The following is a 13,450-nucleotide window of genomic DNA, read 5'->3' on the forward strand; positions in this document are numbered from 1 at the left end:
GGGCGGGTCACGACACGGCCGCCGGACGACTATTCCGGTGCGGGACGGGGTATTACCCTTACCCGTTCCCACCGTAGGAGTGCACGTCATGGCAGATGTGACCGCCGGATCAGGACCGAGCGCGGACCCCGGGCCGAACACCCCCGAGGGGCAGGGCGCCGAACCGACGCTCAAACGCGTCATGGGCCCCGGCCTGCTGCTGCTGTTCGTCGTCGGCGACATCCTCGGCACCGGCATCTACGCTCTCACCGGCAAAGTCGCCAACGAAGTCGGCGGCGCGGTGTGGGCGCCGTTCCTGGTCGCCTTCCTCGTCGCGCTGGTCACCGGCTTCAGCTACCTGGAACTGGTCACCAAATATCCGCATGCCGCGGGCGCCGCCCTGTACACGCACAAGGCGTTCGGCGTGCACTTCTTCACCTTCATGGTGGCCTTCGCCGTGATGAGTTCCGGGATCACCTCCGCCGCCACCGCCGCACGCGCCTTCGCCGCCAACTTCGCCGAAGCCTTCGAGTTCGACCTGAGCACCGGCATCGGCGTCACCCTGGTCGCGCTGGCGTTCATGATGGTGGTCGCCGCGATCAACCTGCGCGGGGTCAGCGAAGGCGTGAAACTCAACGTCGTCCTCACCTGTGTCGAGCTGACCGGTCTGCTGATCGTCATCGTGATCGGGCTGTGGGCACTCGGATTCGGCAACGGCGATTTCGGGCGGGTCGTGGAATTCGACACCGGCGACCGCAGCGCGCTCGGCGGCGTCATCGTGGCGACCACCCTGGCCTTCTACGCCATGGTCGGCTTCGAGGATTCGGTCAACATGGCCGAGGAGTGCAAGGAACCCAGCCGGATCTTCCCGAAGGTGCTGCTGGCCGGACTGCTGCTCACCGGTCTGATCTACGTGGTGGTGTCGATCACCGCGATCGCCCTGGTCCCCGCCGACCAACTCGGACAGGGCGACACCCCGCTGCTGAAGGTGGTCGAGGTCGGCGCGCCCGCCTTCCCGACCCACATCTTCGCCTTCATCACCATGTTCGCCGTGGCCAATTCGGCGCTGATCAACATGCTGATGGCCAGCAGGCTGCTCTACGGCATGGCCCGCCAGGGCGTCATCCCGCGACCGCTGGGGCGGGTGCACGCGGGCAGGCGCACCCCGTACATCGCGATCGCCTTCACCACCCTGCTGGCCCTGGGCCTGATCCTGTTCGTCGGCGAGGTCCCCGAACTCGGCGGCACCACCGCGCTGCTGCTGCTCGCGGTGTTCACCGTGGTGAACGTGGCCGTGCTGGTGCTGCGCCGGGACCCGGTCGAGCACAGCCACTTCCGCACCCCCACGGTGCTGCCCGTGGTCGGCGCGCTCACCTGCGGATTCCTGGTCACCCCATGGACCGACCGCAATCCGCAGCAGTACGCCATCGCCGGCGTCCTGCTCGCCATCGGCGTCGTGCTGTGGGTGGTCAACCACCTGGTGATCCGGGCTCTGCACCGCGAACCCCCACACACCGAAAAGATTCCGACGCCGGAGCCCTGACCACGGTGAATGATCGATCGACCGGGTCGGTCACCGGGGTGATGTCCGATATGCGGAGATGACTCGGCTCGACCCGGTCGGTAATGTGTGCTGCGATGACCAGCATGGAAGCCCACTTCGGTGACGCTGCCCGGACAGTGCCGCTCCCCAATCCGTGGAATATCAACGCCTACCTGGCCGAAGTCGCCGCACACCGCAAACGGTCCATCTCACTGCGGCCGGTGGCGGGCGACATGCTCGCCGAGAAGGGCTGTCGCGGCAAGGGACTGTGGGTCGCCCGAAGACACGACGACATCATCGTCTACGACGAGGAAGCCACCGGCCGCAACGCCGAGCACATCATCCTGCACGAGATCGGCCACATGCTGCTCGGCCACGGCGATCTCGACGCCGCGCCCGACACCGCGCCGCCGCCCTCGGCACTGGCCGCGCTGATCACCTCGCTGGCGGCCCAACACGTGCTCGGCCGCGCCGAATTCGGGACGGAAGGCGAACGCGAGGCCGAGGTGTTCGCGGACATGACGATGGTCTACGCCACCCTGCCCCGCAAACAGGGACGCGGCTTCCGCCTGTTCGGCCGTCGCTAACAGGTGTCAGGGACCCGACGGGTGCCCGCGCGCAGACCGTCCACCAGATCCTGGTAGTTGTCGGCCAATTCGCCGACCCGCAGCCACGCGTCGTAGCTGACCGCCTCCGGGGCGTGCGCCAACGGCACACAGGCTTGCGCGACGAGTTCGGCCAACCTGTCCACGATCCGGCCCACGGTCTCCTCGTGCAGGCCCACCGAGTCGTAGGGCACCGGCGTGGCCAAGGTGATCCACCGATCCACCGAGCGCATCAACTGCATCCGCCTGCGATCGAGTTTGGCCAGCTCGAAGCGCGGTGTGCGCTCCCGGATCTCGTGCAGTTGCGCCAGCTCACCCGCCGCGTCCAACATCGGGTGACTGTCGTGGGGCAGCCCCCGGCAAGCCGCGAGCATCAGCTCCTTGCCGGGGACCAAACATCTGTCGCGCACATTCGTCATAGCACCAGCCGCCTGTCCATCGGCCTTTCATCAGCTACCCGATTGTCGCGCGATCCGCATCCCGGACAGCCACGAATCGATGCGGACAATCCGATCGTCCGCCGTGTCCGCTCACCCGTGGACATCCGCCGTGACGGGCGAATCGGCCGACCGCCCGTTCGCCGACGTGTCCGATCGCGGAATTCGGCCGACATGACGACGGATGTCGTGCGAACCCGGTGCGGCATCGCACTATGCTGGCGCCGTGGTCGAACCGCAACCGCCCGTCACCCCGCATCCCGCCATCGCGCCGCTGGCCGCGCTGCTGGGCACCTGGCGCGGGTCGGGGCACGGCGAATACCCCACCATCGACGCCTTCGACTATCTCGAGGAAGTCCGCTTCGGCCATCTCGGCCGCCCGTTCCTGACCTACAAGCAGCGCACCAGGTCCGCCGAGGACGGCAGGCCCCTGCACGTGGAGACCGGCTACCTGCGCAGTCCCCGCCCCGACCACGTCGAGCTGATCCTTGCCCACCCCACCGGGATCACCGAGATCTGCGAAGGCGCGCTCACCCACGTCGACGGTGAACTGCGGATGGAATTCGAGTCCACCGACGTCGGCCGCGCCAGCACCGCCAAGGTGGTCACCGCCCTGGGGCGGACCTTCAGCCTGGTCGGCGACACCCTCGACTACACGCTGCGAATGGCCGCGGTCGGCGAACCGCTCACCCCTCACCTCTCGGCGGCCCTGCACCGGGTCTGAACACTCTCGTCCCTGTGGCGATCCGACAGCGCGGGCGACACCGATTCCCCAGCCGAATGGCGGTGCCGCGACCGGTAGCCCGCGACGGTGTCACCTGTCACCGGAACGACAGCAGGCACTAATAGCCCGGCGGCAGCACGGCGAGCATATCCCGGGTGACGCCCACCGCGTTGTCGGAGCTGCCGCCCTCGACCAGCAGGGTCGCGAAGGCCATGTCTCCGCGGTAGCCGACGAACCAGGAATGCGAGCCGCCCGCCACCTCGGCCTCGCCCGTCTTCCCGTACACCTCGCCCTGATCGACGATGCGCTCCGCGGTGCCGCCGGTCACCACCATCCGCATCATCCGGCGCAGCCCGTCGATCACCTCGGGCTCGACCGGCGGACGATCGCCGTCGACCACTGTCGGCCTGCCCGCGATGAGGTAGGGCACCGGCGCGCTCCCCGCCGCGATCGTGGCGGCCATCATCGCCATCCCGAACGGGCTGACCACCACGCGCCCCTGACCGATCCCGTCCTCGGTGCGCTGCACCAGATCCTGCGCGGCGGGCACCGACCCGGAGGTCGTCGGCATACCGACCAGTGTGTATCCCGGACCCACACCGAATTTCGCGGCCGTGTCGTGCAGCGCGTCGGCGGGCAGTTCGCTGGCCAGTTTGGCGAAGGAGGTGTTGCAGGACCGCTCGTAGGCGGTCGCCATCGGCACACTGCCCACGCTGAACAGGTTGTAGTTGGGAATCGTGCGCTCGCCGACCACGATCCGACTGGGACACGGCACCACCGTGTCCGGTGTCGCCAACCCGGCGGAGATCGCCGCCGCCGCCGTCACGGTCTTGAACACCGACCCCGGCGGATACTGGCCGATCGTGGCCACCGGACCGTCGCGGTCGGCGGCCCGATTCTGCGCGACCGCGAGGATCGCGCCGGTGGACGGCCGGATCACCACCATCATGGTCTGCTGGGCAGGCGCGTCGACGGCGCGCTGCGCGGCCGCCTGGACGAACCGGTCGATGCTCAGCGCGAACGAGGGCGCGGGCTGCGCGGGCACCTCCTGCAACACATCGGTGTCCACGCCGTAGGCGTTCACGGTGACCACACTCCAGCCCGCCTTGCCGTCGACCTCCTCGATCACGGTCTTGCGGACCTGCGAGAGCAGATCCGGCGCGAAATGCCGGTCGGTGGGCACCAGATCCCACTCCTGGGTCAACCGCACACCCGACAGACCCAGGATCTCCCCGCTGACCTGGTCGAACTCGAATTCGCTGAGCAGGGCGACGGTGTACGCGCCGCCCGCCGAACGGGCCGCGCGCAGAATCTGTTCGGGCGTCAGTCGGTCGTCGAAACGCAGCAGCGCCGCGCCCAGCGCCCGCGCGACGGCGGCGGCGTCGCCCGCCTCGGCGGCCGTGAACGCCACCCGGGTCACCTTGCCGGGCACCAGCACGTCACTGCCCGAGGACTCGTTGACCCGGGCGCGCGGCGCGGGATGGGCCCGCAGCACCAAGGTCTGGGTGTCCCCCAACTTCGGATGGATGTCGGAGGCCGTCCAGCGGACCGCCCAGCGACCGTCGCTGCGCCCCAACTGCAATTGGCCGGTGTAGCGCCACACCCGGTCTTTGGGCAGCTTCCACTCGTAGGTGTAGTCGACGGTAGCGGTGTCACCGGTGACCCGGGCCGCGCCGGTCTCGGCGGTCAGCGACCGGGCCTGTAGCTCCGACCACGCGGATTCCAGTGCGACCGAAGCCTTCTCGGGGACCGTGGTCAACTGCGCGGCGCGGGTCAGATCGCGGGCGGCGAACGCGGCGACGAAGGCGTCGGCGGCCGGGACCGGCCCCTGTGAACCCGCCGCGCACCCCGCCACCGCGACGGCGAGCGCCACGACGGCAGGCGGGACGATCATGCGAATCGACATCGGCACCGATGGTATAGCCAACTATCGGCAAACGCCTACGACGCGCGTGTATTTCATTTCCCGGACAGCGGATCGGCCGATCGCGCGGTGCATTTCAATCCAACAGGATCGTCGCGAAGGTGGCGATCTGCCGGAATCCGACCCGCGCGTAGGCCCGCCGGGCGACCTCGTTGTAGTCGTTGACGTACAGACTCGCGGTGCGCCCCGAAGCCACCACCGCGTTCGCGATCGCCGCCGTCCCCGTGATGCCCAGGCCCTTCCCCCGGTGATCCGGATGCACCCACACCCCTTGGATCTGGCCGGTCCGCCGGGACAACGAACCGACCTCGGCCTTGTAGACGACTTCGCCGTCCTCGAAACGCGCCCACGCCCGGCCCGATTCGATCAGACTCTGAATCCGCCGCCGGTACCCGCGCCCGCCGTCGCCCGCCCGGGGATCGACGCCCACCTCCTCGATGAACATCGAGATGGCCGCCACCAGGTAGCGGTCGAGTTCGTCGGGACGCGCCCGGCGCACCTGCGGATCACACGCCGCCACGGGCGGCTGGGCCAACGCCAACAGCGGTTGCGCGCCGCGCACTTCCCGTTCCGGACCCCAGCGCGCGGTCAGCAGTTCCCACAGCGGCAACGCCAGTTCCTGCCTGCCGACCACCGAGGAGCAGACCCGCGGCCAGCGCGTCGCGCGTTCGGCGAAGGCGCGCAGGGCGTCGCGGTCGCCGCGCAGCGGAACCAGATTCGCCCCGGAGAAACAGAGCGAATCGTGCGGTCCGCCGCGGCTCCACAACTCACCGGCGCCGCCGCCGCGACTGTCGAGTCCGCATTCCTGCAGACGGGCCGCGACCATACAGGTGGCCACCGGGTCGGTGTCCAGCACACGGAGGACCTGTGCCAGGTCCTTGTTCGCGAGCTGACGCGCGGGGGCGATCCTCGCCCGACGCGCCGGCTCCAGCAGACTCCGCACCACCACAGCCTGCCACGAAACGCGACGCCGTGGTGTGCGCATCCGCAAATGATCACACCGAGTCGCGCCGATCAGCCGACGGTGACCACCGGCTCCCCGGACGCGTCCTCGCCCATCTCCTCGGCGATGCGCAACGCCTCCTCGATCAACGTCTCCACGATCTTGGCCTCGGGCACCGTCTTGATGACCTCGCCCTTGACGAAGATCTGCCCCTTGCCGTTGCCCGAGGCGACGCCGAGGTCGGCTTCGCGCGCCTCACCGGGACCGTTCACCACGCACCCCATCACGGCGACCCGCAGCGGCACCTCCATGCCCTCCAGACCCGCCGAGACCTCGTTGGCCAGGGTGTACACGTCGACCTGCGCGCGCCCGCACGAAGGGCACGACACGATCTCCAGCTTGCGCGGCCGCAGATTCAACGACTGCAGGATCTGGCCGCCGACCTTGATCTCCTCGGCGGGCGGCGCGGACAGCGACACCCGGATCGTGTCGCCGATCCCTTCGCCCAGCAGCGCGCCGAAGGCCACCGCGGATTTGATGGTGCCCTGGAAGGCAGGCCCGGCTTCGGTCACGCCCAGATGCAGCGGGTAGTCCGACACCGCCGCCAACTGCCGGTACGCCTCGACCATCACGACCGGGTCGTTGTGCTTGACCGAGATCTTGATATCGCCGAAACCGTGCTCCTCGAACAACGAGGCTTCCCACAGCGCCGACTCCACCAACGCCTCCGGCGTCGCCTTGCCGTACTTCTCCAACATCCGCTTGTCCAGCGAGCCCGCGTTCACGCCGATGCGGATCGGAATACCCGCCGCGCCCGCCGCCTTGGCCACCTCGCCGACGCGGCCGTCGAATTCCTTGATATTGCCCGGATTCACCCGCACCGCCGCGCAACCGGCGTCGATCGCGGCGAAAATATAGCGCGGTTGGAAATGGATGTCCGCGATCACCGGAATCTGGGATTTGCGCGCGATCGTCGCCAGCGCGTCCGCGTCCTCCTGACGCGGGCAGGCCACGCGGACGATGTCGCAACCGGAAGCGGTCAATTCCGCGATCTGCTGCAACGTCGCGTTCACGTCGTGGGTCTTGGTGGTGGTCATCGACTGCACCGAGATCGGGTGATCGCTCCCGACCCCGACATTGCCCACCATCAACTGACGGGTCTTGCGTCGGGGTGCGAGAACGGCCGCCGGTGCGGTCGGCATCCCCAATCCGATTGTGCTGGTCACTGTCGGCTGCCTACTTTCCTGCGATCTGCGCGTGCCGTACGCTCGCCAAGCTTAGTCGCGTCCGCCGCGAGGTCGCCTCGTGACCGCGATGACAGCGCGGCTGACACGGCGGTGTCCCCCGAGTGCCCACGCGAATCCGCTCACGGGAGCGCGCGCTCACGGGAAGAGTTTGACCGGATTCACGATGTCGGCGGCGAGGGTCAGCACCATGTACGCGCCACCGAGAACCACGGCCGCATAAGTGAGCGGCATCAGTTTCATATAATCGACCGGCCCGCTGGGCGCCAATCCGCGCCATCCGCGCACCGAATTGCGGGCCTTCTCGTAGAGCACCACCGCGATGTGTCCGCCGTCCAACGGCAGCAGCGGCAGGATGTTGAACGCGCCGAGGAAGAAGTTCAGACTCGCCAACATCAGGATGAAGACGCTCCACAGCCCGCGCTCGGCCGTCTCGCCGCCGATCCGGCTCGCGCCGTAGACGCTGATCGGCGCTTCCGGATCGCGCTCGCCACCCGTCACCGCCGTCCACAGCGCCGACACCTTCTGCGGCATCTGGGCCAGCGCCTGGAAGGTCCGCACGAACATGTCGCCGGTGAAAGCCGCCGAGGCCGGGATCGCGGCCAGGACGCCGTACTGGACCGGTTCGTAGAAGTCCGAGCCGACGCCGACCGCACCGACCTCCTTGCCGGGACCGCCCGCCTCCGGGTAGCGCGTGACGCGAACGGGGTCGACGGTGACGGTGAGGCTCCGGTCGTCGCGTTCGACCGTGTAGTCGAACGGCCCGGTCTGCTTCTGGGTCTCGGCCTGGAACTCCTTCCAGGTGTCCACGGGAACGCCCGCGACGGCGGTCACGATGTCACCGCGCCGCAATCCGGCCTGCTGCGCCGGACCGGTGCCGGTACACGGTTGCGCGGTGCCGTCGGGATTCTGCTGCGGCACGCAGCCCATGGTGCCGAGCTGGGTCTCCGGCGGCTGGTCGAAGCGCGGCAGACCCCAGCCGACCGCCAGCACGGCCACCAGCAGGAAGCCGAGCAGGAAGTTCATCGCGATACCGCCCGACATCACCACCAGGCGCTTCCAGGTGGCCTGCCGGTACATCGCCCGGTCCAGATCCTCCGGTTCGATCTCGTCGAGCGCGGTCATGCCCGCGATATCGCAGAAGCCGCCGAGCGGGAGCGCCTTGAGACCGTATTCGGTCTCACCGCGCCGGAACGAGAAGACCTTCGGGCCGAAGCCGACGAAATAGCGCCGGACCTTCATCCCGGTCGCCTGCGCGGTCCACATGTGCCCGCATTCGTGCAACGCGACCGAAATCGTGATGCCGAGCGCGAACAACACGAACCCCAACGCGAACACCATCGATGTACAGCCCTCCTGCGTGACCCGGCTCGCCTGTCGCCTCGGCCGCCGGTTCGGCCGCGATTCTCCGGACGCCCGCTTCCGTCACGGCCGCGCGCACCCGACCACAGTAACCGCAGGCCGCGACGACCTCACGTCACAGTGTGCCGGCACCGGTCGGGACCGCGCGTCGGATCAGCCCGCCACCAGCGCCCGAGCGTGCTCGCGGGCCCAGCGGTCGGCCGCGAGCACCTCGGCCAGGGTCTCCGGTTCGGCCCGCCAGCGCTCGGCCGCCTCCACCGCGCGCGCCACCGTCCCCACTATCTGCGGGAAACCGATCAGACCGTCCAGGAACGCCTGTACCGCCACCTCGTTGGCGGCGTTGTAGACCGCCGTGACGCTGCCGCCCGCCTCCCCGGCCTGCCTGGCCAGGTCGACGGCGGGGAAGACGACGTTGTCCACCGGTTCGAAGGTCCACGTCGAGGCGGTCGAGAAATCGCAGGCCGCCGCAGCGCCCGGCACCCGATCCGGCCAGCCCAGCGCCAGCGCGATCGGCAGGCGCATATCCGGCGGGCTGGCCTGGGCCAAGGTCGAACCGTCGGTGAAGGTCACCATCGAGTGCACGATCGACTGCGGATGCACCGTCACATCGATCCGGTCGTAGGGGATACCGAACAGCAGATGGGTCTCGATCAACTCCAGGCCCTTGTTCACCAGCGACGCCGAGTTCAGGGTGTTCATCAACCCCATCGACCAGGTCGGATGGGTTTTGGCCTCCTCCGGGTTCACCGACTCGAGCATCTGCGCCGTCCACCCACGGAACGGGCCGCCGGACGCCGTCAGGATCAACCGGTCCACTTCCTCGGCCCGACCGCCGCGCAGACACTGCGCCAACGCCGAATGCTCCGAATCCACCGGGACGATCTGCCCGGGCGCCGCCGCCCTCGTCACCAGTGAACCGCCCGCCACCAGCGACTCCTTGTTCGCCAAGGCCAACCGGGTGCCCGACTCCAGAGTGGCCAACGTCGGTTCCAGCCCCAGCGAACCGACCAGCGCGTTGAGCACCACGTCCGCCTCGGTGCGGCGCACCAGTTCGGTGACCGCGTCCGGTCCGCCCGACCCCAGATCCAGGGCCCGCGCGGCGGCGGGGTCGGCGACCGCGACATTGCGCGTCCCCGTCGCCGCCATCTGCGCCGCGAGCAGTTCGGTGTTGCCGCCGCGCGCGGCCAACCCGACCACCTCGAACTTGTCGGGGTTGGCGGCGATCACCTCGAGCGCTTGGGTTCCAATGGATCCGGTGCTGCCCAGCAGCAGGACTCTCACGATGTCGGACACGGCCCCATTGTGGCAGGGCCACTGGCTACGACGGACGGTCGTATGCCACGATATCGGGGAACTACCCCGCCGATCGGGGTCGTACCTCGAGCTAAGGAGCGATCGTGGCCGCCACGGAACTCGAACCCGCCGACACCGAGCGCGCGGTCGTCTCTCACGTCGACACCGCCGAGGTGCCGTCGGCCGAGTGGGGATGGAGCGGCGAATCACCGCGCACCTTCCGGATCGCGGCCATCGTGGTGGCGGTCATCCTGCTCGGGATGCTCATCGGCAACCACAAGGGCCGCGTCGAGGACCTCTACCTCGTCGGTTTCGCGCTCGCGCTGATCGGGATCGTCGTCTACGACAAGATCTACCGGCGCAAGCCCCGCTGACGCACACGACATGCGACGCCGCTCCCGCCCACGCGGGGGCGGCGTTCGCGTTTCAGCGCCCGCGCCGTTTGACCTGCTTGCGCGCGACGGGCTGACGCTTCTTCCCGCCCTTGTCCGCGGACGGCTTGCCCTGTGCACCCGGCCGTGGCGCCGCGATCGTCCGGGCGCGGGAGCTGTGTTCGGAGCGTCCGCGCACCACCCCGATGAAATCCTCGATCACCGGACCGGTCGCGGCGCTCGGCCACGCGAGGGCGATCTCGGTCGCGGGCGCGTCGCTGACCGGGCGATAGACCAGATCCTTGCGCGCGTGCAGGCGGGCGACCGAATGCGGCACGATCGCGTGCCCCACCCCCGCCGCCACCATCTCCAAGGTCACCGCCGCGTCATCGAGCGCGTGCTCGGTCTGCACCTTCTCCTCGGCCAACTCCGCTGCGGTCACGGCGTCGAACACCGCGATCGGATGATCCTTGGGCACCACCACCACCGCCACCTCCCGGTAGAGCGGAATCGCCGCCAGCCCGTCGCGATCCACCGGCAGGCGCACGAAGCACATATCGACCCGGCCCTCACGCAGCGCGGCGACCTGCTCAACCTGCGGGACGGGCGTCACCTCCAGCGCGATCCCGGGAAAGCGCTCCCCCCAGATCCGCGTCCACTTCGACACCGTGACGCCCGGGACGAAACCGACACGCAGCGTCGTCTCCGCGGGCTCGGCCGTGACCACCTCGACCTCCGCGGCCGCGATCAGCTCCGGGGCCCGCGCCAGCAGCGCGCGCCCGTCCTCGGTCAGCTCGGTCGGCTGCGCCCCCGGCACGAACAACCGGACGCCGAGTTCTTCCTCGAGCTCGATCACGGTGCGGCTCAAACGCTGCCGGGAGATGTTCAACGATTTCGCCGCGCGCGCGAAGTGCAACTGTTCGGCGACCGCGACGAACCAGCGCAGACGGGTGACATCGATCGTCTCGAACCGGCTCATTGGAGCAAGACTAGCGGCGCGGCGGACGGGCGGTGAGCGCGGCATCCGACGTCGATTAAGCTTGGCCGGTGAGCCAGGACCGGAAACCGCAGACCATGAAACCGCTGACCGCGGCCAACAAACTCGGCATCTACCTCCCGGCCGCACCCGCGGAATTCCGCGACGCGGACATCACCCGCGAACAGCTCGAGAAATTGCGCGCCGACCCGCCCGCCTGGCTCACCGAACTGCGCCGCCTCGGCCCGTTCCCCCGCGACGTCGTCGCCCGCAAACTCGGCATCTCCAACAGCGGCCTGGCCCGCGCCGAGGTCGCCGACGCCCTCACCGCCGACCAGATCGCGACCCTGCTGGCCGACCCGCCCGCCTGGCTGACCCGCGAACGCGAATCCTTCGCCGCGGTCCGCGCCGAGAACGAGCGCATCAAAACCAAAGAAGCCGACCGCCGCGCCGCCACCAACCGCCCCGCCAAAAACCGCTGACCCCTCCTCCCTCGGCAACTGTCAGCGGCGGCGATCTCCCGACCGCCGCTTGCAGCTGTCAGCCCTCACAAACGCCGAATGTCGATTTCGGTCAGTTCAGGCAGCACACGGGAGACCGTGGTGAAGTCATTGTCCGCGTGCAGCACCGTGAGCCCGTGATGGACCGCAGTAGCGCACAGCACCAGATCGAGGGGCCCTGGGCCGCGATGTTGCCCGTGCTGCGTGAGCTTGTACTGGGCCATCTCAGCCCACCGCCACGCATCCTTGGGCACGGGAACCGGCTCGAACAAACTGTTCATCTCGGAATCCATCTGGTCGCGGTCCACAGGGCCTTGTGCCGAGAAAAGGAACTCGAGCCGGGTGGGTGCGCACACATTGATCGAGCCGGTCTCCAGGACGGAGAACAGCTTCGCGCGTGTCCCCTTGTCGCGGAGCAGGTTCCAGATACCGGATGTATCCACCAAGTACTTCACACATCGCCCCGCTGAGCAGCCTTTCGGGCATCGTATGCCGCGATCGCCGCGTCGAAATCGCCGGCCTCGGCTCTCGCGACAAGCCGTTCCAGCGCTTCAGCACGCTTCAGCCGTTGGACTGCCTCACGCAGGGCGGTGTTGACAGTGTCCTTCTTCGTCTTGGTCCCGAACAGCCGCATGGCGTCAGCCAACAGCGCCGGATCCACCTCGATATTGGTCGCCACGACAGCATCCTTTCATTGCACAACACGAGTGTGTCTGTTGTGCGCTATGTGCATGGTAGCTCGCTGAAGCCCCCGAAGCAGCAGACGGTTCTACGACTCTTGTCGACGTGTCGACGCGACTCGAACGCGTCCACCGCAGCAGCAGCACGCCCACGGACTCACGGCGATCTGTCGCCCGCAGCATCAGCGGGCAGTGCTTCGGGACACGATGTTCCTCGTGCGCGAACTCCCTCTCGGTATGGATCAGCCGGGCAACCGTTCGCCCGAGATCGGTCGTGTAGTCGAGTCCGTGCGCGTCACCTGTCGTCTCGGCGGCGAGTTGGGCGAGACGCAATCCTGTTCCATCCCAGGGCAACCGCGGCCACACGAGAGCTATCCGTTGGGCTGGTTCCACCGCCGCGCCCGACCCTGAGCGGGGTGCCCGCGGGCCGGTCAACCAATCGTTCCCCACAGGCTCGGCAATCCCCACGGCGCGCAGGATTCGCAGGGCACTCCGCCGTTCCTCTTCTGCTGCGCGCTGTTCGACCGCCTGCGTTTCCCGACGAACAGTCAGCTTCCGTCCATCCATGAGCTCGACGAATTGCCGTACGGTCAAACCGTGCTCGGCAAGGGCGAGAGCGAGCGCGCGCAACGTCACCGCCTTGTTGCCGACTTCCCAACCGGTGCCGAGCAATCGGGCTACCTGCGTGCGCTGTTCGGGCGTCAAACTCACACTCAGAGAGCCACTTTCCAGCCCCCCGCCACGCGAGACACGTCTACGAATGGCATCGAGAACAGGGATTTACAAATGCCCTGACCGGCAGTGACGGCCCCGGCGCCTGCTTGAAACGGGCACCGCCACCCGCCGACACCCTCGCCTTGGCTGGCTGA

General features: G+C 68.5%; 15 protein-coding genes. 5 read left to right on the forward strand and 10 right to left on the reverse strand.

Going from position 1 to position 13,450, the window contains the following annotated elements:
- The first annotated feature begins 181 nt into the window (after positions 1-181).
- Positions 182-1,522, forward strand: coding sequence for an APC family permease (locus tag ON30_RS18630; RefSeq protein WP_245554113.1), 1,341 nt, complete (start codon positions 182-184; stop codon positions 1,520-1,522).
- Positions 1,523-1,617: 95 nt separating this feature from the next.
- Positions 1,618-2,109 (forward strand): hypothetical protein, encoded by a 492-nt coding sequence (locus ON30_RS18635; RefSeq protein WP_040708753.1) that lies wholly within the window; start codon positions 1,618-1,620, stop codon positions 2,107-2,109.
- Here the strand turns inward: ON30_RS18635 and ON30_RS18640 are convergent.
- Positions 2,106-2,537 (reverse strand): hypothetical protein, encoded by a 432-nt coding sequence (locus ON30_RS18640; protein ID WP_245554111.1) that lies wholly within the window; start codon positions 2,535-2,537, stop codon positions 2,106-2,108. The two genes, ON30_RS18635 and ON30_RS18640, sit on opposite strands and share 4 nt — an antisense overlap.
- A gap of 211 nt (positions 2,538-2,748) precedes the next feature.
- Here ON30_RS18640 and ON30_RS18645 point away from each other — a divergent pair, with 211 nt between their 5' ends.
- Positions 2,749-3,288: a peroxynitrite isomerase gene (locus ON30_RS18645; RefSeq protein ID WP_051029513.1), complete on the forward strand. Its 540-nt coding sequence runs from the start codon at positions 2,749-2,751 to the stop codon at positions 3,286-3,288.
- Between the two features lie 118 nt (positions 3,289-3,406).
- Here ON30_RS18645 and ON30_RS18650 read toward each other — a convergent pair whose 3' ends face one another.
- The 5 genes from ON30_RS18650 to dxr form a co-directional block, all read right to left on the reverse strand.
- Complete coding sequence (locus ON30_RS18650; protein WP_051029514.1) at positions 3,407-5,194, reverse strand: penicillin-binding transpeptidase domain-containing protein; 1,788 nt, start codon at positions 5,192-5,194, stop codon at positions 3,407-3,409.
- Positions 5,195-5,288: 94 nt separating this feature from the next.
- Positions 5,289-6,155 (reverse strand): GNAT family N-acetyltransferase, encoded by an 867-nt coding sequence (locus ON30_RS18655; RefSeq protein ID WP_051029523.1) that lies wholly within the window; start codon positions 6,153-6,155, stop codon positions 5,289-5,291.
- Between the two features lie 71 nt (positions 6,156-6,226).
- A complete protein-coding gene (gene ispG / locus ON30_RS18660) occupies positions 6,227-7,381 on the reverse strand; it encodes a flavodoxin-dependent (E)-4-hydroxy-3-methylbut-2-enyl-diphosphate synthase (RefSeq protein WP_040708757.1) in 1,155 nt (384 codons plus the stop codon).
- Between the two features lie 156 nt (positions 7,382-7,537).
- Positions 7,538-8,740: a M50 family metallopeptidase gene (locus tag ON30_RS18665; protein WP_040708758.1), complete on the reverse strand. Its 1,203-nt coding sequence runs from the start codon at positions 8,738-8,740 to the stop codon at positions 7,538-7,540.
- 174 nt (positions 8,741-8,914) lie between these two features.
- Positions 8,915-10,054 carry a 1-deoxy-D-xylulose-5-phosphate reductoisomerase gene (dxr, locus tag ON30_RS18670; protein ID WP_040708759.1) on the reverse strand — a complete coding sequence of 380 codons (1,140 nt, stop codon included), beginning with the start codon at positions 10,052-10,054 and terminating at the stop codon, positions 8,915-8,917.
- Positions 10,055-10,158: 104 nt separating this feature from the next.
- Between dxr and ON30_RS18675 the strand changes: the two genes are divergently transcribed.
- Positions 10,159-10,428, forward strand: a complete 270-nt coding sequence (locus ON30_RS18675) for a DUF2631 domain-containing protein (RefSeq protein ID WP_040708760.1) — start codon at positions 10,159-10,161, stop codon at positions 10,426-10,428.
- Positions 10,429-10,480: 52 nt separating this feature from the next.
- Here the strand turns inward: ON30_RS18675 and ON30_RS18680 are convergent, their stop codons facing one another.
- On the reverse strand, positions 10,481-11,404 hold the full coding sequence (locus ON30_RS18680; RefSeq protein ID WP_040708761.1) for a LysR family transcriptional regulator: 924 nt from the start codon (positions 11,402-11,404) through the stop codon (positions 10,481-10,483).
- Positions 11,405-11,472: 68 nt separating this feature from the next.
- On the opposite strand from ON30_RS18680, the gene ON30_RS18685 reads away from it, so the two are divergent.
- Positions 11,473-11,883 carry a DUF5997 family protein gene (locus ON30_RS18685; protein WP_040708762.1) on the forward strand — a complete coding sequence of 137 codons (411 nt, stop codon included), beginning with the start codon at positions 11,473-11,475 and terminating at the stop codon, positions 11,881-11,883.
- Positions 11,884-11,948: 65 nt separating this feature from the next.
- Here ON30_RS18685 and ON30_RS18690 read toward each other — a convergent pair whose 3' ends face one another.
- From ON30_RS18690 to ON30_RS42295, 3 genes are read right to left on the reverse strand one after another with little or no spacing between them, the layout of a single operon-like run.
- On the reverse strand, positions 11,949-12,356 hold the full coding sequence (locus ON30_RS18690; protein ID WP_040708764.1) for a PIN domain-containing protein: 408 nt from the start codon (positions 12,354-12,356) through the stop codon (positions 11,949-11,951).
- On the reverse strand, positions 12,353-12,580 hold the full coding sequence (locus ON30_RS18695) for a type II toxin-antitoxin system VapB family antitoxin (protein WP_040708765.1): 228 nt from the start codon (positions 12,578-12,580) through the stop codon (positions 12,353-12,355). The genes ON30_RS18690 and ON30_RS18695 overlap by 4 nt, the downstream gene beginning before the upstream one ends.
- Positions 12,540-13,292, reverse strand: coding sequence for a TIGR02679 domain-containing protein (locus ON30_RS42295; RefSeq protein ID WP_157183770.1), 753 nt, complete (start codon positions 13,290-13,292; stop codon positions 12,540-12,542). The genes ON30_RS18695 and ON30_RS42295 overlap by 41 nt, the downstream gene beginning before the upstream one ends.
- Between the last annotated feature and the right edge of the window lie 158 nt (positions 13,293-13,450).

The organism is Nocardia takedensis NBRC 100417, from assembly GCF_000308695.1.
Taxonomy (GTDB): domain Bacteria; phylum Actinomycetota; class Actinomycetes; order Mycobacteriales; family Mycobacteriaceae; genus Nocardia; species Nocardia takedensis.

Coding starts and splice junctions, on each gene's coding strand:
- ON30_RS18635 (WP_040708753.1), top strand. CDS start 1,618: ATGACCAGCATGGAAGCCCACTTCGGTGACGCTGCCCGGACAGTGCCG.
- ON30_RS18645 (WP_051029513.1), top strand. CDS start 2,749: ATGTCGTGCGAACCCGGTGCGGCATCGCACTATGCTGGCGCCGTGGTC.
- ON30_RS18665 (WP_040708758.1), bottom strand. CDS start 8,740: ATGGTGTTCGCGTTGGGGTTCGTGTTGTTCGCGCTCGGCATCACGATT.
- ON30_RS18630 (WP_245554113.1), top strand. CDS start 182: ATGGGCCCCGGCCTGCTGCTGCTGTTCGTCGTCGGCGACATCCTCGGC.
- ON30_RS18680 (WP_040708761.1), bottom strand. CDS start 11,404: ATGAGCCGGTTCGAGACGATCGATGTCACCCGTCTGCGCTGGTTCGTC.
- ON30_RS18650 (WP_051029514.1), bottom strand. CDS start 5,194: ATGTCGATTCGCATGATCGTCCCGCCTGCCGTCGTGGCGCTCGCCGTC.